Annotated in this window: 15 protein-coding genes and 2 pseudogenes; 4 read left to right on the top strand and 13 right to left on the bottom strand. The window is 70.8% G+C overall.

What is annotated here, in order from left to right:
- Window positions 1-3: 3 nt before the first annotated feature.
- The gene (locus tag D9753_RS28680; RefSeq protein ID WP_121789642.1) at window positions 4-1263 is read right to left on the bottom strand and encodes an MFS transporter; all 1260 of its coding nucleotides are present in this window, start codon (window positions 1261-1263) and stop codon (window positions 4-6) included.
- Window positions 1264-1433: 170 nt separating this feature from the next.
- Between D9753_RS28680 and D9753_RS28675 the strand changes: the two genes are divergently transcribed.
- Window positions 1434-2450: a LacI family DNA-binding transcriptional regulator gene (locus tag D9753_RS28675; protein ID WP_121789641.1), complete on the top strand. Its 1017-nt coding sequence runs from the start codon at window positions 1434-1436 to the stop codon at window positions 2448-2450.
- A 135-nt stretch (window positions 2451-2585) separates the two neighbouring features.
- On the opposite strand, the gene prcA is transcribed toward D9753_RS28675, so the two are convergent.
- From prcA to arc, 6 genes and pseudogenes are all read right to left on the bottom strand, one after another.
- Window positions 2586-3323 carry a proteasome subunit alpha gene (gene prcA / locus D9753_RS28670; RefSeq protein ID WP_121789640.1) on the bottom strand — a complete coding sequence of 246 codons (738 nt, stop codon included), beginning with the start codon at window positions 3321-3323 and terminating at the stop codon, window positions 2586-2588.
- Between the two features lie 60 nt (window positions 3324-3383).
- A pseudogene (gene prcB, locus D9753_RS28665) lies at window positions 3384-4230 on the bottom strand (proteasome subunit beta).
- A complete protein-coding gene (locus D9753_RS28660; RefSeq protein WP_121791337.1) occupies window positions 4182-4478 on the bottom strand; it encodes an endonuclease domain-containing protein in 297 nt (98 codons plus the stop codon). Before D9753_RS28660 ends, prcB begins: the two are co-directional and overlap by 49 nt.
- A 22-nt stretch (window positions 4479-4500) precedes the next feature.
- On the bottom strand, window positions 4501-4719 hold the full coding sequence (locus D9753_RS28655) for a ubiquitin-like protein Pup (RefSeq protein WP_121789639.1): 219 nt from the start codon (window positions 4717-4719) through the stop codon (window positions 4501-4503).
- 174 nt (window positions 4720-4893) lie between these two features.
- A complete protein-coding gene (gene dop, locus D9753_RS28650; RefSeq protein WP_338057992.1) occupies window positions 4894-6405 on the bottom strand; it encodes a depupylase/deamidase Dop in 1512 nt (503 codons plus the stop codon).
- A gap of 232 nt (window positions 6406-6637) precedes the next feature.
- Window positions 6638-8404: a proteasome ATPase gene (gene arc / locus D9753_RS28645; RefSeq protein ID WP_121789637.1), complete on the bottom strand. Its 1767-nt coding sequence runs from the start codon at window positions 8402-8404 to the stop codon at window positions 6638-6640.
- A 521-nt stretch (window positions 8405-8925) separates the two neighbouring features.
- On the opposite strand from arc, the pseudogene D9753_RS28635 reads away from it, so the two are divergent.
- Window positions 8926-9232 (top strand): annotated as a pseudogene (locus tag D9753_RS28635) (ferredoxin).
- Window positions 9233-9239: 7 nt separating this feature from the next.
- Here the strand turns inward: D9753_RS28635 and D9753_RS28630 are convergent.
- The 3 genes from D9753_RS28630 to D9753_RS28620 all read right to left on the bottom strand — a co-directional run bounded on the left by D9753_RS28630 (window position 9240) and on the right by D9753_RS28620 (window position 12615).
- Window positions 9240-9809 carry a hypothetical protein gene (locus tag D9753_RS28630; protein ID WP_121789636.1) on the bottom strand — a complete coding sequence of 190 codons (570 nt, stop codon included), beginning with the start codon at window positions 9807-9809 and terminating at the stop codon, window positions 9240-9242.
- A 224-nt stretch (window positions 9810-10033) separates the two neighbouring features.
- On the bottom strand, window positions 10034-10936 hold the full coding sequence (locus D9753_RS28625) for a tRNA (adenine-N1)-methyltransferase (RefSeq protein WP_121789635.1): 903 nt from the start codon (window positions 10934-10936) through the stop codon (window positions 10034-10036).
- A gap of 41 nt (window positions 10937-10977) precedes the next feature.
- Window positions 10978-12615, bottom strand: coding sequence for a site-2 protease family protein (locus tag D9753_RS28620; RefSeq protein ID WP_121789634.1), 1638 nt, complete (start codon window positions 12613-12615; stop codon window positions 10978-10980).
- Between the two features lie 178 nt (window positions 12616-12793).
- On the opposite strand from D9753_RS28620, the gene D9753_RS28610 reads away from it, so the two are divergent.
- On the top strand, window positions 12794-13828 hold the full coding sequence (locus D9753_RS28610; protein ID WP_394346762.1) for a RecB family exonuclease: 1035 nt from the start codon (window positions 12794-12796) through the stop codon (window positions 13826-13828).
- 14 nt (window positions 13829-13842) lie between these two features.
- On the top strand, window positions 13843-14514 hold the full coding sequence (locus D9753_RS28605) for a response regulator (protein ID WP_121789631.1): 672 nt from the start codon (window positions 13843-13845) through the stop codon (window positions 14512-14514).
- A 92-nt stretch (window positions 14515-14606) separates the two neighbouring features.
- Here the strand turns inward: D9753_RS28605 and D9753_RS28600 are convergent, their stop codons facing one another.
- From D9753_RS28600 to D9753_RS28590, 3 genes are all read right to left on the bottom strand, one after another.
- Window positions 14607-16187 carry an ABC transporter substrate-binding protein gene (locus tag D9753_RS28600; RefSeq protein WP_121789630.1) on the bottom strand — a complete coding sequence of 527 codons (1581 nt, stop codon included), beginning with the start codon at window positions 16185-16187 and terminating at the stop codon, window positions 14607-14609.
- A gap of 98 nt (window positions 16188-16285) precedes the next feature.
- Entirely contained in the window at window positions 16286-17890 is a 1605-nt protein-coding gene (locus tag D9753_RS28595; RefSeq protein WP_121789629.1) for an ABC transporter substrate-binding protein, read from the bottom strand.
- A gap of 433 nt (window positions 17891-18323) precedes the next feature.
- Window positions 18324-19064, bottom strand: a complete 741-nt coding sequence (locus D9753_RS28590; RefSeq protein ID WP_121789628.1) for an HAD family hydrolase — start codon at window positions 19062-19064, stop codon at window positions 18324-18326.
- Between the last annotated feature and the right edge of the window lie 74 nt (window positions 19065-19138).

The following is a 19138-nucleotide window of genomic DNA, read 5'->3' as shown; positions in this document are numbered from 1 at the left end:
ACATTACGCCCGATCCCCCGAGCTGAAACGGGGTTCGACAGCACGATTTGGATCGTTTTCCGGTGAAGCCGCAACGATCGCGCCCCGCGCGGGAGCCGCCAGGACCCGTCCGGTGGCGAGCAGGACCAGCAGGGACACGGCCCCGGCCGCGCCCGGGAGGCCGAAACCCCACACGGTGCCGCCGGCCTGGACGACCGGGCCCGCCAGACCCGTTCCGACCGACGCGCCCACGGTGAACGTGGTCACCAGCCAGGAGAACGCCTCGGTGACGGTCCCGGCCGGCGCGTGCCGGTCGACGATGATGAACGCGCAGGCGATGCACGGCGCCAGGAATACTCCGGAGACCACGCTGAGCAGCACCATGGCGGCCGTGCCCGGCGTCAGCGTCAGCGGCAGGTAACAGACCGCCAGCAGGGCCACCAGCACCGTCAGTCGCCGTTCGGGCGCGCCGGCCCACCGGCGGGCGCCGTAGACGCTGCCGCCGGCGAGCGCGCCGAGGCCGAGCCCGGCCATGAGCCAGCCGTAGACCGCGTCACCGCCGTGCCCGTCGGCGTACGACACCGAGGCGACCGTGATGGAGCCCAGGGCGATGCCGACGAACAGGAAGGCCGCGAGCAGCGCGAGCAGGCCGGGTGAGCGCAGGGCGCCCAGCCAGTGCGCCTCGCGCGGGGCGGAGCGCCACGCGCGCGAGGGCGGCGAGAGGACCACGGAGAGCGCGCCCAGCACGCCGAGGAGGTTCAGCACGAGCAGGGCGGCGCGCTCGTCCCACAGGGACACGCACAGGGTCACCAGCAGCGGGCCGGCGGTGAACATGATCTCCTGCGCGATCGCGTCCATGGCGTACGCGGTGTGCACCTGGTCCTCGCGGCGCAGCACGGACGGCCACAGGGCGCGCAGTCCGCCCTCCAGGGGCGGGGTGAACAGGCCGGCCGCGGCCACGGTCGCGTGGGCGAGGGGGAGCGAGCCGGTGCCCAGGAAGGCGAAGGCGGTCATCGACAGGGCCGCGAGGACCGCCGCGGGAAGCTGGACGCGCGGCTGGCCGTACAGGTCCACGAGCCGGCCCAGGACCGGCTGGCCCACGGCGTTGGCGACGCCGTACACCGCGGCGAGGGCACCGGCGAGGCTGTAGGAGCCGCCCTCGGCGCGGACGAAGAGCACCAGGGCGATGGCGGCGGTGGCGTTGGGCAGGCGGCCCACCAGGGTGCCGGTGAGCAGCCGGCACGCGTGCCGCGCTCTGAGGATCTCCAGGTATCCCGTGGCCATGTCGTGCCCTTCCGTGGCTCGCGGGACGCCTCGACGGCCCGAAGTGTTACGTATAACGTCCCCATCCATACGTACCATGTGCGCTGTTCACACGTCCAGACGGCCGTCAGTGACCCGCACGGCGCCCACGCGCCCGGGCCGACGACCGCAAGCAGAGGAGCAGGCCCGCGGTGGCACACAGCAGCACCCGCCCGACCAGCCGTGACGTCGCCCGCGCGGCCGGGGTCTCCCAGGCGGCCGTCTCCCTCGTGCTGGGCGACAAGTGGCGCGGCCGGGTGTCCGAGGCCACCGCCGAACGGGTCCGGGAGGCCGCGCGCGAGCTGGGCTACCGGCCCAACCTCGCCGCCCGCAACCTCCGCCTCGGCCACACCCGTACCGTCCTGCTCGTGGTGCCCGCCCTGACAACGGAGTTCTTCGCCGGGGTCTACACGGGCGCCGCGCGCGTGGCGGCCGAGCACGGCTTCGGCGTCGTGCTCTACCCCTCGCCCGAGGGCATCGGCCCGGCCCGCGACCCCTTCGCCTCCGCGCAGGCCGCCCTGGACGGCGTCATCGCCTCCTCGATGGCCGCCGACGCCCTCACCGCGATCCGCGGCGACCAACTGCCCCTGGTCATGCTGGACAGCGATCCCTCGGGCAGCCTGGGCGCCGCGACCGTCAACCTGGACATCACCGACGGCGTCCGCCAGGTCGCCGAGCACCTGCTGGGCCTCGGTCACCGCCGGGTGCTGCACCTGGCCGCGGACGTGCCGTCCTGGACGTTCGAGATCCGGGGGCGCGAGCTGGCGGCGCGCCTGGCCGCGGTCCCGGGCACACACGTGCGTACGGCCCGGGCCCCGATCTCCATCGAGGGCGCGCGGGCCGCCACCGAGGCCGCGCTCACCGCGCCGGGCCCCCGGCCCACGGCCGTGGTCTGCGACGACGACAAGCTCGCCGCGGGCGCGTACAAGGCGCTGCGCCGCCTCGGCCTGCGCGTCCCGGACGACGTCTCGGTCACCGGCCTGGACGACCTGGCACTGGCCACCGCGCTCGACCCCGAGCTGACGACCGTACGACTGGACGCCGAGCTGTTCGGCGAGCGCGGGATGCGGGCCCTGCTGGCGGTACTGGAGGGCCGTGCGCCGGAGAGCGGGGACATCCCCGTCGAACTGGTCGTCCGAGCCTCCACGGCACCGCCTCGGGAGGTCTAGGGCCTCTCGTCCGGATCGTGCCGGGCTCGCGCCGCGGGAGCGGACGGCCGGAGCCGGCCCGGGCCGGTCACCGCCGCCGGAACGGCAGGTGCCCCGGCCGGAGGACCGGCCGGGGCACACCTGCGCCGAGGGGGGTCACTCCTCCTCGGCGCTCTCCGCCTCCGTGGTCGCGCCGCCCGCCTCGAGCAGGCGGCCGAGCTGACGGCCGACGATGCGCTTGAACTTGCGCTTCTGCGGACGCGTGCGGTCCAGCACGGCGACCTCCAGCCGCTCGGCGGGGATCTCCCGCTCGCTGCCGTTGGTGTCCCGGGACAGGGCCTGCACGGCCAGCTTCAGGGCCTCCGCGAGGCTCATGCCGTCGCGGTGGCGCTGGCCCAGGAAGCTGCTGATCTGCTCGGCGTTGCCGCCCACCGCGACCGAGCCGTGCTCGTCCACGATGGAACCGTCGTGCGGCAGCCGGTAGATCTGGTCGCCCTCGGGGGTCTCCCCCACCTCGGCCACCACCAGCTCCACCTCGTACGGCTTCTCGGCCGCCGAGGAGAAGATCGTGCCCAGCGTCTGGGCGTAGACGTTGGCCAGGCCGCGGGCCGTGACGTCGTCACGGTCGTAGGTGTACCCGCGCAGGTCGGCGTAGCGCACGCCGCCGATGCGCAGGTTCTCGTACTCGTTGTACTTGCCGGCCGCCGCGAAGCCGATCCGGTCGTAGATCTCGCTGAACTTGTGCAGCGCGCGGGACGGGTTCTCGCCGACGAACACGATGCCGTCGGCGTACTGGAGCACGACCAGGCTGCGGCCGCGGGCGATGCCCTTGCGGGCGTACTCCGCCCGGTCGGCCATGGCCTGCTGGGGTGAGACATAGAACGGCGTCGACACCGGTTATCCGTCCCTTTCTGTCTTGGTCACTGGATCACCTCGATGAGAACGGGGCCGCGCTCAGAGCAGGGCGGCCTTGGGGCCGTCCGGCTCCTCCAGGCGCTTCTGGAGCACCGCGCGCGCGAGCCCGGACGACTCCTCGTCGGTGAGCCGGCGGAAGCCGTCCTCGGTGATCACGGTGATGATCGGATAGATCCGGCGGGCGACATCGGGACCGCCGGTCGCCGAGTCGTCGTCAGCCGCGTCGTAGAGGGCCTGGACCACGAGCGTGGCGGCCTGCTCCTCGGTCAGGTCGTTGCGGAACAGTTTCTTCATCGCACCGCGCGCGAAGACCGAGCCCGAGCCCGTCGCGGCGAAGTTGTGCTCCTCGGAACGGCCGCCCGTGACGTCGTAGGAGAAGATGCGTCCCCGCTCGCGGTCCAGGTCGTACCCGGCGAACAGGGGCACCACGGCCAGGCCCTGCATGGCCATGCCGAGGTTGGAACGGATCATCGTCGACAGTCGGTTGGCCTTGCCCTCCAGGGAGAGCTGGGCCCCCTCGACCTTCTCGAAGTGCTCCAGCTCGAGCTGGAAGAGCTTGACCATCTCGACGGCCAGACCGGCGGTGCCGGCGATGCCGACGGCCGAGTACTCGTCGGCCGGGAAGACCTTCTCGATGTCCCGCTGCGCGATGACGTTGCCCATGGTCGCCCGGCGGTCACCGGCGAGCACGACGCCTCCGGGGAAGGTGACGGCGACGATCGTCGTGCCGTGCGGCGCCTCGATCACGCCCTGCGTGGGCGGGCAGCTTCCGGTTGCCGGGCAGCAGAGCGGGCTGGTGCTCGGAGAGGAAGTCCATGAATGAGGAGGATCCTGGCGTCAGGAAGGCAGCTGGTAGACGCCCGGTGCCACGAGTATTGGCTTCCACGAGTTTCCTTCCACATAGCGGCAGTCCGGCGGGCAGCCCGGGGCGTCTTCCCCCCACCTGCCGATGGCCGAATTGCGGTTGAAGCACGGTATGCCACGGACCTTACCCGGCCGGTGACGGTGATCCACCTGCCCGGCCGAAGCCGTTCCCGGGGACGAGGACTGCCCGCGGCCCGGACTTCTCCGGCCGCGAGCAGTGCTTCGTCGTCCGTTCGCCGGCCACTCACCACTCCGACGCCCCCGGACCATCGATCCGAAGGGGAGAGCAGGCCTACTGGCCACCCTTCTGCACGAAGGACCGCACGAAATCCTCAGCGTTTTCCTCGAGTACGTCGTCGATCTCGTCCAGGACGGAGTCCACGTCGTCGGAGAGCTTCTCGTGCCGCTCCTTGAGGTCGTCCTGCGCCTGCGCGTCCTGCGTCTGCTCCTCGGCCTGTTCGGTCGAGTGCGTGGCCTTCTGCTGGCCGCCGCCCGTGTCCTTGGTCGCCATAACCCTCACCCCGCTCAGTTCGCCTGCCGATCGGTGATGATCAGACCCTACAAGCCGGGTCCGACATCGGCCCCGCAGTTTCTCCAACGAACGGGGGCCATCCCGATGATTCCCGGACGGTGGGCTTTCCACCCTGTCCGCCCGGGGCCGCACCGAGTACCCCCCTGACACTGCTCACCCGCCGGACAGGACCCTGACCAGGTCTTCCGCGGTGCGACAGCGGTCCAGAAGCTCCTTGACGTGATTTCGCGTTCCGCGTAGCGGTTCCAGGGTTGGAACGCGCTGGAGAGAGTCACGGCCGGGGAGATCGAAGATGACCGAGTCCCAGCTCGCCGCGGCCACGTCGTCCGCGTACTGCTCCAGGCAACGGCCGCGGAAGTACGCGCGCGTGTCCTCCGGCGGCTTCGTACGGGCCCGCTCGACCTCGCCCTCGTCCAGCAGCCGTTTCATGCGCCCACGGGCCACCAGGCGGTTGTAGACGCCCTTCTCGGCGCGGACGTCGGCGTACTGGAGGTCGACCAGGTGCAGCCGCGCGGCGTCCCAGTCAAGGTCGTCCCGGCGGCGGTAACCCTCCATCACCTCCCGCTTGGCCACCCAGTCCAGCTCGCCGGCCAGGCTCATCGGGTCGCGCTCCAGCCGGGTCAGGGTGTCCTCCCAGCGGCCGAGGACGTCCTTGGTCTGGTCGTCGGCGTCGGCGCCGAAGCGTTCCTCGACGTACTTGCGGGCCAGTTCGAAGTACTCCATCTGTAGCTGGACCGCGGTGAGCGTGCGTCCGCTGCGCAGGGTGACCAGGCGCTTCAGGGACGGGTCGTGCGAGACCTGGTGCAGGGTGCGCACGGGCTGGTCGACGGCCAGGTCCACGGCGATGAAGCCGTCCTCGATCATGGACAGGACCAGGGCGGTCGTGCCGAGCTTGAGGTAGGTGGAGATCTCCGAGAGGTTGGCGTCACCGATGATCACGTGCAGCCGGCGGTACTTCTCCGCGTCCGCGTGCGGCTCGTCGCGGGTGTTGATGATCGGGCGCTTGAGCGTGGTCTCCAGGCCGACCTCGACCTCGAAGTAGTCCGCGCGCTGGCTGAGCTGGAAGCCGTGCTCGTGGCCGTCCTGGCCGATGCCGACGCGGCCCGCTCCGGCGAAGACCTGGCGGGAGACGAAGAAGGGCGTGAGGTGGCGCACGATGTCCGAGAAGGGGGTCTCCCGCTTCATCAGGTAGTTCTCGTGCGTGCCGTAGGAGGCGCCCTTGTTGTCGGTGTTGTTCTTGTAGAGGTGGATCTGCTGGGCTCCCGGTAGCTGCGCGGCCCGCTCGGCGGCCTCGGCCATGATCCGCTCACCCGCCTTGTCCCAGAGGACGGCGTCACGGGGGTTGGTGACCTCGGGGGCGCTGTACTCGGGGTGGGCGTGGTCGACGTAGAGGCGCGCGCCGTTGGTGAGGATCACGTTGGCGAGGCCGATGTCCTCGTCGGTGAGCTGGCTGGAGTCGGCGGTCTCCCGGGCGAGGTCGAAGCCTCGCGCGTCCCGCAGCGGGTTCTCCTCCTCGAAGTCCCAGCGGGCCCGGCGGGCCCGGTGCATCGCGGCCGCGTAGGCGTTGACGATCTGGGACGAGGTGAGCATGGCATTGGCGTTCGGGTGGCCGGGGACGGAGATCCCGTACTCCGTCTCGATTCCCATTACTCGCCGTACGGTCATGCGGCCCTCCTTGCCCGGCGGCACCCTCGGTCGTGGGCGCCGCTCATGTACCGCTGGCGCTCCGGTGCGTGTGCGGTGCCCGTTCCCGCACGGCGCGACTCGGCGGCAGGAACGAGCCTAGAACGCCTTTGCGCTGGTGGGGAGATCATTTGCGTCATTGGCTGCTCCGGTCGTGGCCCTGAAAACAGTCGGCTGCGGGTACCCGTCGAGGGCACCCGCAGCCGCCCTGCCTCTACAGGTACTGACCGGTGTTCGCCACCGTGTCGATCGAGCGTCCGGTGTCCGCGCCCTGCTTCCCGGTGATGAGCGTACGGATGTACACGATCCGCTCGCCCTTCTTTCCGGAGATCCGGGCCCAGTCGTCCGGGTTCGTGGTGTTGGGCAGGTCCTCGTTCTCCTTGAACTCGTCCACGCAGGCCTGGAGCAGGTGGGAGACGCGCAGGCCCTTCTGGCTCTTCTCCAAGAAGTCCTTGATCGCCATCTTCTTGGCCCGGCCCACGATGTTCTCGATCATGGCGCCGGAGTTGAAGTCCTTGAAGTAGAGGACCTCCTTGTCACCGTTGGCGTAGGTGACCTCCAGGAAGCGGTTCTCCTCCGACTCGGCGTACATGTGCTCGACCGCCGTCTGGATCATGCTCTGGACGGTGGTGGTCTTGTCGCCGCCGTGCTCGTCGACGTCGTCCGTGTGCAGCGGCAGACGCTCGGTGAGGTACTTGCCGAAGATGTCCTTGGCCGCCTCGGCGTCCGGACGCTCGATCTTGATCTTCACGTCGAGCCGGCCGGGGCGCAGGATGGCCGGGTCGATCATGTCCTCACGGTTGGAGGCGCCGATCACGACCACGTTCTGGAGGCCTTCCACGCCGTCGATCTCGGCGAGCAGCTGCGGGACGATGGTGTTCTCCACGTCCGAGCTGACACCGGAGCCACGGGTGCGGAAGAGGGACTCCATCTCGTCGAAGAAGACGATCACGGGGGTGCCCTCGCTGGCCTTCTCACGAGCACGCTGGAAGACGAGGCGGATCTGCCGCTCCGTCTCGCCGACGTACTTGTTGAGCAGCTCGGGGCCCTTGATGTTCAGGAAGAAGCTCTTGCCGGCGGCCTGGCCGGTGACCTCGGCGACCTTCTTGGCCAGCGAGTTCGCGACGGCCTTGGCGATGAGCGTCTTGCCGCAGCCGGGCGGGCCGTAGAGCAGGACGCCCTTGGGCGGGCGCAGCTCGTGCTCCTTGAACAGGTCCGGGTAGAGGTACGGCAGCTCGACCGCGTCGCGGATGGCCTCGATCTGGTTGCCGAGGCCGCCGATCTGCTCGTAGCCGATGTCGGGGACCTCTTCGAGGACCAGCTCCTCGACCTCGCTCTTGGGCACGACCTCGTAGACGTAGCCGGAGCGGGGTTCGAGCAGGAGGGCGTCGCCGGCGCGGATGGTGACGTCCAGCAGCGGCTCGGCGAGCCGCACCACCCGTTCCTCATCGGTGTGCCCCAGGACGAGGGCGCGCTCGCCGTCCTCCAGGATCTCCTTGAGGGTGACGATGTCGCCGACGCGCTCGTACTCCATGGCGTCGACCACGTTGAGCGCCTCGTTGAGCATGACCTCCTGGCCGCGCCGGAGGTCGTCGAGTTCGACGCTCGGGCTGACGTTCACCCGGAGCTTGCGGCCACCGGTGAAGATGTCCGCGGTGCCGTCCTCGTTCGCCTGGAGGAAGACACCGAAGCCGGCGGGCGGCTGGGCGAGCCGGTCGACCTCCTCCTTGAGGGCCACGATCTGGTCGCGGGCCTCGCGGAGGGTGTTGGCCAGTCGTTCGTTCTGGGCGGACACGCCGGCCAGGTTCGTCTGTAGCTCGACGATCCGCTCTTCGAGAATCCTCGTGTGCCGCGGAGAGTCGGCGAGCTTGCGTCGCAGGACGGCGATCTCCTGCTCAAGGTAGGCGATCTGCCCGGCCGGGTCGTCGGACCCGCGTCCCGGGCGGATGCCGCGGTTCATGTCGTCGTCGTGGGCTGCCACGGTCCTCACCTCCTCCAAGGGGAGCTGGACGCTTCCAGACCCTACCTGGGTGGGTGTCGATTGAAACCCCTAGATCACAAAGACTGTCAAGGTGTGTCGTCGGTCACCCGGCGCGCACTCCCTCGCACGGAGGGGATACCCACTGAACGTGAGGGGGAAGCAGCCGGTTCCGTGCGTGGCGCGGTCGAAACCCTCCGCGACTGGCCGGAGTTGTCCGTTCCGGGCCGATCGGCCCGGATGAGGGCAGCCCTCGGACCGCTCGCACGATCATCACGCAGAGCGACGAGATCGACAGAGGCGGTCACCGTCAGGACGGCCTGAAGTGATCGATCCGGCCGCCGGGGCACCCCTGTCCCGGTCCGGCGCTGGTACCCGAGCGGGAGGCTCCGGAAACCCCCGGACCGGCCCGGACCGGACGTGAACCGGGCGGAGGTAGGGTCGAGGGTGTCCAACAGCCGCTGGAGCGGACCCGGCCGGCCCTCGCGGCACCCGGACCGCCCGGCGAACCGACGGCAGGAGACATGACCGTGCAGCAGGAGGCCCCGGGCGGCGAGGTGCTGGAGGTCTGGATCGACCAGGACCTGTGTACCGGCGACGGCATCTGCGCCCAGTACGCCCCCGAGGTGTTCGAGCTGGACATCGACGGGCTGGCCTATGTGAAGGGCGCGGACGACGAACTGCTCCAGGCCCCGGGCGGGCGCGGCCACGCCGGTACCGCTGCCGCTGCTGGCGGACGTGGTGGACTCGGCGAAGGAGTGTCCCGGCGAGTGCATCCATGTGCGGCGCGTTCAGGACAGGGTCGAGGTGTACGGCCCCGAGGCGGAGTGAGCCCGGTTCAGACGCTGTGGGCGGACCCCGTGGAGCGGATGAAGGCACTGCCGTTCCACTGCCAGGCGGCCGGGGTCCTCAGGTCGGGGCAGCAACTGGGCACGGCGTCCGAGGAGTAGCCGAGCAGCGTGGCGGACACGGTACGCGCGCGTACGGCGAAGTCGGTGACCGTGAGCCGGTCCTCGGGCCTGACGAGGGTGGCCACCACGCGCGGCCTCCTGCCGTCCGCGGAGCGGGTGAGGACGTAGACGCCGTCCGGCGGGGTGCCCATGGGGGCGTCGCAGTGGACCACCGCGACGGTTTCCGGCCTGCCGTCGCCGTCCAGGTCCGCGCCGGCCTTCTTGACGACCAGGGCCTTCACCGGTCCGCAGTCCAGCGGGAACTGCACACCCGTCGTGCCCGGCGCGACGGCCGCGGTCGTCGTCCGCGTGCCGGTGGCGGACTGGGCGGCCGTGGCCGATCCGGGCCGGGCGACGGTGGAGAGGGCCACCACGGCGGCGACGGCCGTGGCGGTGAGGACCCAGTGGATCGGCCGGGTCTGGGTGTGGGCGAGCTCCGGAACGGCGGGTTGCTGCACTAGGAGTGTCTCCTGTGAGGGCTGTGCCGGTGGGATGGCCTGCATGCTGCCACACGCCACGGTGCGGGGGAACGGTGGGGGCCGGGATTCCCCCGGGCGGCAGACCGGCGCGCGGGAGGCGTCGCTGCCGGTACCGCGTCAACGCGGGAGCGCCGTGCCCGCGTTCCCGGATGCGGTGGGGAACTCGGGCACGGCGCCCTTGCGTTGTGCGCGTGCGGGGCCGGTCAGCGGCCGGCGCCGCCGTCGGCGTTGGGTCCGGCGTAGTCCTCGCCGTACGCGCCCTTCGCGGGGCGGCGGCGGCGCATGGGCGGCTCGACGCCGTCCGCGAGGCGGCGGGCGGTGAGCAGGAAGCCGGTGTGGCCGATCATCCGGTGGTCGGGGCGGACGGCCAGGCCCTCGATGTGCCAGTTGCGGATCATGGTCTCCCAGGCGGTCGGCTCGTTGAAGCAGCCGATCTCCCGGATGGACTCCACGGTCCGGGCGAGCTGGGTGGTGGTGGCCACGTAGCAGCACAGGATGCCGCCCGGGACGAGCGCCTTGGAGACGGCCTCCAGGCACTCCCAGGGGGCGAGCATGTCCAGGATGACGCGGTCGACGTCGGTGTCGGACAGGTTGTCCTGGAGGTCGCCGACGGTCAGCTGCCAGGCGGGGTGCGGGCCGCCGAAGTAGCGCTCCACGTTCTGCTTCGCGATCTCGGCGAAGTCCTCGCGGCGCTCGTAGGAGTGCAGCATGCCCTGGTCGCCGATGGCCCGCAGCAGGAAGCTGCTGAGCGAGCCGGAGCCGACGCCGGCCTCCACGACGCGCGCGCCGGCGAAGATGTCGGCGAAGGAGAGGATCTGCCCCGCGTCCTTGGGGTAGACGACGGCTGCCCCGCGGGGCATGGACAGGACGTAGTCGGGGAGCAGGGGGCGCAGCGCGAGGTAGGCCACGTTGCCGGTGGTCCGGACAACGCTGCCCTCGGGAGCGCCGATCAGTTCGTCGTGCGGGAAGGAGCCCTTGTGGGTGTGGAAATTCTTCCCGGCTTCGAGCGTGAACGTGTAGTGGCGGCCCTTGGGGTCGGTCAGCTGTACCTGGTCCCCGACCTTGAAGGGCCCGCGCCTGCGGGCGGCACCGGTCGGTTCGGACATGTGACCAGCCTACCGGCGTTTCCCGAGGCCGCCGACCACGGCTACGGGGTGGGCCGGGCCATGGCCTTCACGAAGGCGCGTTCGACGTCGGCGGCGGACAGGACGCCGTAGATCTCGCCGGTCTGCTCGACCACGAGGTACTCGGTGGCCGGGGCGGCCCGGAGGGCGTCCAGCAGGTCCTCCCCGGCCAGCTCCGCGGAGACTCGCATGCCGTCGGTCAGCTCCTGGGCCAGGCCGCTCACGGCCACCCAGGGGCGGCGGTGCTCGGGTACGCCGACGATGGCGGCCTCGCGGACGAGCGCGAGGGGGTTGCCGTCGGCGTCGACGACGACCAGGGCGCGGGCACCGGCGGCGTTGGCCCGGCGCAGTGCCTCGGAGAGCGAAGTGTCGTTCTCGACCGGTACGGCCCGCCGGGTGAGGGTGCGGGCGCGCAGCTCGGGGAGGTGTTCGCGCAGCCGGGCCATGCGCAGGCTGTTGCCGGCGCCGGTCCAGATGATCGCGGCGAGGATCGCGGCGAGCAGGGCGTCGGTGACCGTGTCCATGCCGCTCGTCTCCTCACCGCCGCCGCCGAAGGCGCTGGAGTGGTTGAGCAGCGGCAGGCCGATCAGGACGGAGACGGCGAGGGCGCGGCCGACCCAGGCGGCGGCGACGGTGCCGCTCATCGGGCTGCCGGTGAGCTTCCAGACGACGGCGCGGAGCATGCGCCCGCCGTCGAGGGGCAGGCCGGGCAAGAGGTTGAAGATCGCGACGATGAGGTTGGAGACCATCAGTCCGGCCAGCAGCACGCCGGGGACGGTGCCGGGCTCGACGGGCTTCATGGCGAGGTAGAACAGTCCGGCCAGGACGAGGGAGAGCAGCGGGCCGACGAACGCCAGCACGAATTCCCGGCCGGGGGTCTCGGCTTCCTTCTCGATCTCCGAGACACCGCCGAAGAACTGGAGCTGGATGCGGCGGACCGGCAGCTCGAAGCGGATCGCGGCGACCGTGTGAGCCAGTTCGTGGACCAGGACGGAGGCGTAGAAGGCGACCGCGAAGAAGAGGGAGACCAGGTAGCGGGCGGCGCCCAGCTCGGGCAGCACGCGGTCGAGCTGGCCGCCGAAGACCCAGGTGATCAGCGCGGCGACGAGGAACCAGCTCGGCGCGACGTACACGGGCACGCCGAAGGGCCGCCCCATGAGGATGCCCCCGCCGGGCTCCTTGGGCCGCGGGTGCGGCGGCTCGCCCTTGGCGATACCGGAGTGTGCGAGGGAGCGGTGCTCGGAGGAGTCACCGCCGTGCGGCACGGACGCGTGCGCGTCGTCCTTTCCTGCCGGACGGCGGGCGGTGTCCGCATGTGCCGGGCGCGGTGAGCTGTCGTCGTCGGCCGCGCCGGGCGCACTCGCCGCCGGGGCGGTGTGCTCGTGACCGGACGCGCCCGCCTCACCGGCCGTGCCGTCGCCGGCAGGCGTGCCGTTCCCGGCAGGAGTGTCGTCCTCGTCGGCCGGGTGGGGCTCGGCGGGACCGTCGTGCGGGGTGGTCCGTCGGGTGGCGGGTCCCGGTGTGGCGGGGCGGGGGGTGCCGGGGGTGTCGTGGATCGGGGTCGCGGGGTGGTCGGTGGGTTCGGCCGCAGGCTCGGCGGAGTTGTCGGCCGGTCCGTCGTTGCCGGACCGCGGCTGCCCGCTCCCGCCGCTCACGTCCACGATGTCCCCTAGTTCGAAGCGTCTCCCGCGCCTGCCGGGCGGAAGGGTCTCTGGTCGATGGTATGCGGCCGTGGCGGCGTGTTCCGCTCCGGCACCCCTTGTGTTCGCCTCCCGCTCGCACCGCCGACGCGGCCGGCGCCCGGGTCACTGTCAGTGCCGGGCCGTAAGGTCTGTGGACATGGACAGCAGCATCGAGGAGGCAGCGGCCCCGCCGCCCGGCGCCGAGCACACGCCACCGGACGCCCCGCCGCCGGCGCCCCCGACGACCCCGGCCGAGATGTCGGCGACGTCGGTGAGATCGGTGGCGTCGGAGGAGAGTCCCTCGGTGCCCGCGCCCGCGGTGGCCGGCGGGGAGCGGGCGGCTGTGGCGCCCACCTCGCTGTCGCCGTCCCGGGCGAGCGATTTCATGCAGTGCCCGCTGCTGTACCGGTTCCGGGTGATCGACCGGCTGCCGGAGAAGCCGAGCGAGGCGGCGACACGGGGCACGCTGGTCCACGCCGTGCTGGAGCGTCTGTTCGACGCGCCCGCCGGTGAGCGGACCGCGCCGCGGGCCAAGGCGCTGATCCCGGGGCAGTGGGACCGGCTGCGGGAGAGCCGCCCGGAGGTGACCGAGCTGTTCACCGACGATCCGGAGGGCGAGCGGCTGACCCGGTGGCTCGCCGAGGCCGAGCGGCTCGTGGAGCGCTGGTTCACGCTGGAGGACCCGACGCGGCTGGAGCCGGCCGAGCGGGAGCTGTTCGTGGAGGCCGAGCTGGACTCGGGGCTGCGGCTGCGCGGGATCATCGACCGGGTGGACGTGGCGCCGACCGGCGAGGTGCGGATCGTCGACTACAAGACGGGCAAGGCGCCCCGCCCCGAGTACACGGAGGGCGCCCTGTTCCAGATGAAGTTCTACGCCCTCGTGGTGTGGCGGCTGAAGCGGGTGATCCCGCGCCGGCTGCAACTGGTCTATCTCGGCAGCGGCGACGTGCTGACGTACGACCCCGTCCTCGCCGACCTGGAGCGGGTCGAGCGCAAGCTGCACGCGCTGTGGGAGGCCATCAGCGAGGCCACGGAGACGGGGAACTGGCGGCCCCGGCCGACCCGGCTGTGCGACTGGTGCAACCACCGGGCGCACTGCCCGGAGTTCGGCGGCACTCCCCCGCCCTATCCGCTGCCGGTGAGGGCGGCCGAGTCGGGGGCGCCGGCGCAGGGCAGAATGGGCGCGGACTAGCGAAGGAGTGTCACGTGGCCATCCGCGTCCTACTGGTCGATGACCAGCCGCTGCTGCGTACCGGCTTCCGGATGATCCTGGAGGCCGAGCAGGACCTGGCCGTCGTCGGCGAGGCCGGTGACGGTCTCCAGGCCCTCGACCAGGTGCGAGCGTTGCAGCCGGATGTCGTGCTCATGGATATCCGGATGCCGCGGATGGACGGTGTGGAGGCCACCCGGCAGATCACCGGCCCCGGGCGGGACGGTCCGGCCAAGGTGCTGGTGCTGACCACGTTCGACCTGGACGAGTACGTGGTGGAGGCGCTGCGCGCGGGAGCGAGCGGCTTCCTGCTCAAGGACGCGCCCGCCAACGAACTGGTTCAGGCCATCCGGGTCGTGGCGGCCGGCGAGGCCATGCTCGCGCCGAGCGTCACCCGGCGGCTGCTGGACAAGTACGCCACGCATCTGCCCTCCGGCGAGGAGCCGGTGCCCGACGCTCTGCACACCCTGACGGATCGTGAGGTCGAGGTGCTGAAGCTGGTGGCGCGCGGGCTGTCCAACGCGGAGGTCGCGGCCGACCTGTTCGTCAGCGAGACGACCGTCAAGACCCATGTGGGCCATGTGCTGACCAAGCTGGGCCTGCGTGACCGGGTGCAGGCGGCGGTGTACGCGTACGAGAGCGGGCTGGTGCGCCCCGGCGCGCAGTAACGGGCGGGCCGGCCGGCCGACGCGCTCCGGCGGGCGGTACGGCGAAGGGCGCCCCTGCCGCCTGGTGCGGGGCGCCCCTGCCGTGACCGGCGTCAGCTCTTGCTGAGTTCCCAGAACCGGAACACCGTGGAGGCGTCCAGGCAGTACTCCAGACCGTAGACGCCGTCGCGGACGACCGCGTACTGCTTGGCCTGCCAGACCGGCAGGACGGGCAGTTCGTCGGCGACGATGTCCTGCAGCCTGCCGAAGTCCTTGTCGGTCGCGGCCCGGTCGCTCTGTGCGGCGGTGGCGGGCAGGAGCGAGCCGGTGATGGTGCGGTTGCCGTAGTTGTTCTCCAGCACGTTGCCCTTGCCGAAGAAGGGGGCCGTGAAGTTGTCGGCGTCCGGGTAGTCCGGCACCCAGCCCTTCACGTACACGCCGTACCTGCCCTGGGCGATCTCCTTCTCGTACTGGTCGAAGGGGACGGACCGCACGTCGGCGTCGAACAGGCCGCTGGCGTTGAGCTGGCCGGCTATGGCCTTCAGTTCCTCGTCGGTGGCGGGGCCGTAACGGGACGGCGTGGACCACAGGGTGAGCTTCACCTTGCCGGTGATGCCGTCGGCGCGCAGGGCGGCGGCGGCCTTGGCGCGGGAGGGGCGGGCGCCGTACGTGTCGAAGAAGGCGGTGTTGTGGCCCGCGATGCCCGCCGGGATGATCGAGTACAGCGGGGTGGCGGTGCCCTGGTACACGTTCTCGATCAGGGCGTCGCGGTCGATGAGGTAGGCCATGGCCCTGCGGACGCCGAGCTTGCCGGCCACCGGGTCCTTCATGTTGAAGACCAGGTGCTGGACCTCGGCGCTGGTGCCCTCGATGACGTCGACGCCCTTGTCGTCCTTCTGCCGGTCGAGGCCGGCTGTGTCGGAGGCGGCCAGACCGCGGTAGGCGATGTCGATGCCGCCGTCGAGGAGGGACTGCTTCAGGGCGGTGCGGTCGCCGTGGAAGAACTTCAGGGTGACGCCGGAGTTCTTGACCTGGACGGTCCCCTTGTAGTTGCCGTTGACCGAGAAGACCGCCTGCTCCTTGTCGAAGGAGTCCAGCTCGTAGGGGCCGGAGCCGACGGCCTTGTGGTCGGTGCGCAGGCCGTTCGCGTCGTACTGGCGGTGGTCCACGACGGAACCGGCGCCGGAGGCGACCTTGCTGGGGAAGGTGGCGTCGGGCACCTTCAGGTGGAAGACGACCGTCTTCGCGTCCGGTGTCCCGATCGTGCCGAGCATCGGGAACATGATCGCGGGACCGGCGGGGTCGTCGATCCTCAGCATGCGCTCGAAGGAGAACTTCACATCGGCGGAGGTGAGGGGGTCACCGTTGCTGAACTTCAGGCCGTCCTTCAGTTCGCACCGGTAGACCATGGCCCGGGTGTCGGTGAAGCCGCACCGCTTCGCCAGTTCGGGTTCGGGTTCGGTCGCCCCCTTGGGGAAGCTGAGCAGCGACTGGAAGACGTTGTTGAACAACAGCCAGGAGCCGGGGTCGTAGCCGGACGCCGGGTCCGTGGCGAGGACGTCGTCGGACATCCCCATCACCACGGCGGAGCCGGTTCCCCCGGAATCGCCGGTCTCCGAGCCACAGCCGGTCAACAGGCCGGAGGCCAGCCCCGCCACGAGGGGCAGGACCGGCCACGGGTTGCGCTTCTTCACTTGACATGTGCCTTGTCGTCGGTTCGTCACCCCGGGACCACCGTCCTGGTCCCCGGGACCCGGGGCAGCCGTCCCTGGCCCCCGGGTGAGGAGAGCCGTCAGCCGCTCACACCACGGCCGAGCTCCCACAGCTGGAGCGTCGAGGACGAGTTGAGGGCGTAGGAGACGCCCGTGACGTTGTCCCGCGCGGCGACGTACTGCTTGCCCTGCCACAGCGGCAGGACCGGCACGTCGTCGGCGACGATGTCCTGGATCTCGGTCAGGCTCTTGGCGGCGCCGAGCCGGTCGGCCTCACGGCGCGACTGCGGGATCAGCGAGCGCTGGATGGCGCTGTTGGCGTACGGCGAGCCGAGGAAGTTGTCCTTGTCGAGGAAGGGGGCGAGGAAGTTGTCGGCGTCCGGGAAGTCGGGGAACCAGCCCATGCCGTAGACGTCGTACGCGCCCTTCTGCTCGGCGGGCCGGAAGGTCGCCCAGGGGTGGCCCTGGATGGAGGCGTCGAACAGGCCGCTGTCGTTGAGCTGCTGCCGGAGGATCTGGAATTCCTGCTCGGTGGCCGAGCCGTAGTGGTCGGTCGTGTAGTGCAGGGTCAGCTTCACCGGAGTGGTGATGCCGGCCTTGGCGAGAAGGTTCTTGGCCTTGTCGACGCTGGGGTTGCCGTACTTGTTGAAGAACGAGTTGGAGTGCCCGGTGACGGTGGCGGGGACCAGCGAGTACAGCGGCTCGGCCTGGGTGCCGTAGACCTTGGAGACCAGCTCGCCGCGGTTGATGATCTGCGCCATCGCCTGGCGTACGGCCTTGGACTTCACGCTGGTGGCATCGGTGTTGAAGGCCAGGTAGCGGATCTCCAGGCCGGGCATGTCGACCAGGTCGGCCTTGTCGTCGCTGCCGGCGTCCAGCTTCTGGATCTGCCCGGGCGACATGGTGCGCGTCATGACGTCGATGTCACCCTTGTCGAGCGCGGTGCCCATGGCGTCGGCGTCGCTGAAGGAGCGGAGTTCGACCGCGTCGTTGTTCACCGTCACGTTGCCCTTGTACGAGGGGTTCTTGGTGAAGGTGATGCTGGTGATCGCGTTGTTCTTGACGTCGGCCCGGAGGGTGTACGGGCCGGAGCCGTCGACGTCGAAGCCGTCGCGCAGCTTGTCCTTGTCGTAGTCCTTCGGGTTGATGATGCCCGCGACCGGGGTGGACAGCTTGTACGGGAAGGTGGCGTCGGCTGTCTTGAGGTGGAAGACGACCTCGCGGTCGCCCTGCGTCTCGATGGTGTCGACGGTGTTCAGCAGGGCGGAGACACCGCTGTCGGCCTTGATGCGCAGCGCACGCTCGATGGAGTACTTGACGTCGGCGGCGGTCACCTTGTCGCCGTTCGCGAACGTGAGGTCCTTGCGCAGCTTGCAGACGTAGCGCTCGCTGCCGCTGTCGGTGAAGGAGCAGCTCTCGGCGGCCTCGGGCACGGGGTCGCCCTCGCCCTTGGGCTGGGCCATCAGGGTCTGCACGGTCTGGCGCAGGATGTTCCAGGTGCCGACGTCGTAGGCGTAGGCCGGGTCGAGGGGCGCCGGAGCCGCCTTGCTGGCCGTGAACTGGTCCGTGGTACCGACGACGATGGCGTCACCGCTCTTGCTCCCGCTGTCGGATCCGCCGCACGCGGCGAGAACCGGGGTGAGCAGGCCGGCCACCGCCGGCAGCACCAAAGTCTTGCGGTTCATGCGGGAGTTTCTCCAGAGCTGTTCGGGTCCGTGTATCCGGCATGCATGGGTGGTGCGACGGATCACGGGGGTTCGCGGCGATGTTCTCGCGACGAGATTAGTCCGCGCCCGCAGCGCGCTTCACGGCCCCGTGAGTTGACCCCCCATCACGCAGTGGAACCGGTCGCGGACACACCGAAAACCCGACAGCGGCAGGATTAGTGCAGCATCCCATCAATCGGGACACAAAGCCCCGCCCACACCACCCGTTCCGGGTGCTTCTGCACAGTCGAACGGCGTTGTCGAGTCCGGTGGGCGTGGGAAACGTCACACGCCCAACTGTGTGACCGGTCAGCACAATTCGGCCGGACACCTCACCCTGAATTCCCCTCGGGTCTACTTCCCGGGAAATATGTCCAGCACACCCAATGGGCGTCGCACGCTGGGTGAACGGCTAGCGCATTTCCGTCATGAGGCCGTGCAGAAATGCCAGGTCGACCTCTTCCAGAGAGGAGACGACGGTCCGTCCGGCGGCCGGGCCGATGGGTGCCACGGAGGGCACGGCGATCACCCGGCAGCCCGCGGCCTCCGCGGCGGCGACCCCGGTCGCGGTGTCCTCGACCACGGCGCACCCGGCCGGGTGCGCGCCGAGCCCCGCGGCGGCGAGCAGGTACGGGTCCGGGAAGGGCTTGGTGCGCGAGACCTCGTCGCCCGCGACGGAGAGGGCGAAGTGGTGCGGGCCCAGCACGGACAGCACCCGGTCGATGATGCGCCGGTGGGAGGCGGAGACCAGGGCCGTGGGCACACCGTGCCGGTGCAGCTCGCCGAGCAGGCGCGCGGCGCCCGGCATCAGCGGCAGGGCGCGGTCGATGCGGTCCTCGAAGCCGTCGTTGAGCAGCACCGAGAGTTCGGCGAGGGTGATGTCGGCGCCGGTGGCCTCGATGAGGAAGCCGGCGCTGCGGGTCATGGGGCCGCCGACCACGACGTGCCGCCAGGAGTCGTCCAGGGTGTGGCCGAGGCGGGCGAACACCTCCACCTCGACGTCCCACCAGAAGCCCTCGGTGTCCACCAGGGTGCCGTCCATGTCGAGCAGCACCGCCTGGAGGGTGGAGCCGTCGGGCGGTGCGGTCCCGCCCGCTCCGGTGCCGGCGGGAGCGGGGGGAAGGGTTCCGGGCGCGGGGACCGTGCTGGTCATCCGGGCGCACCTCCTTGAGGGACGGTCAGGCCGGTTCCCGTGCGGGGAACCGGCCTGCGGTGGACCGACCAGTG

Source organism: Streptomyces dangxiongensis, assembly GCF_003675325.1.
GTDB lineage: Bacteria > Actinomycetota > Actinomycetes > Streptomycetales > Streptomycetaceae > Streptomyces > Streptomyces dangxiongensis.
Note: the sequence above shows the minus strand (reverse complement) of the source record. Positions and strands in the feature narration are given on the sequence as shown.

Coding starts and splice junctions, on each gene's coding strand:
- dop (WP_338057992.1), bottom strand. CDS start 6,405: ATGACCGTACGGCGAGTAATGGGAATCGAGACGGAGTACGGGATCTCC.
- D9753_RS28655 (WP_121789639.1), bottom strand. CDS start 4,719: ATGGCGACCAAGGACACGGGCGGCGGCCAGCAGAAGGCCACGCACTCG.
- D9753_RS28680 (WP_121789642.1), bottom strand. CDS start 1,263: ATGGCCACGGGATACCTGGAGATCCTCAGAGCGCGGCACGCGTGCCGG.
- D9753_RS28595 (WP_121789629.1), bottom strand. CDS start 17,890: ATGAACCGCAAGACTTTGGTGCTGCCGGCGGTGGCCGGCCTGCTCACC.
- D9753_RS28625 (WP_121789635.1), bottom strand. CDS start 10,936: ATGTCCGAACCGACCGGTGCCGCCCGCAGGCGCGGGCCCTTCAAGGTC.
- D9753_RS28610 (WP_394346762.1), top strand. CDS start 12,794: ATGGACAGCAGCATCGAGGAGGCAGCGGCCCCGCCGCCCGGCGCCGAG.
- D9753_RS28660 (WP_121791337.1), bottom strand. CDS start 4,478: ATGGTCCGGGGGCGTCGGAGTGGTGAGTGGCCGGCGAACGGACGACGA.
- D9753_RS28590 (WP_121789628.1), bottom strand. CDS start 19,064: ATGACCAGCACGGTCCCCGCGCCCGGAACCCTTCCCCCCGCTCCCGCC.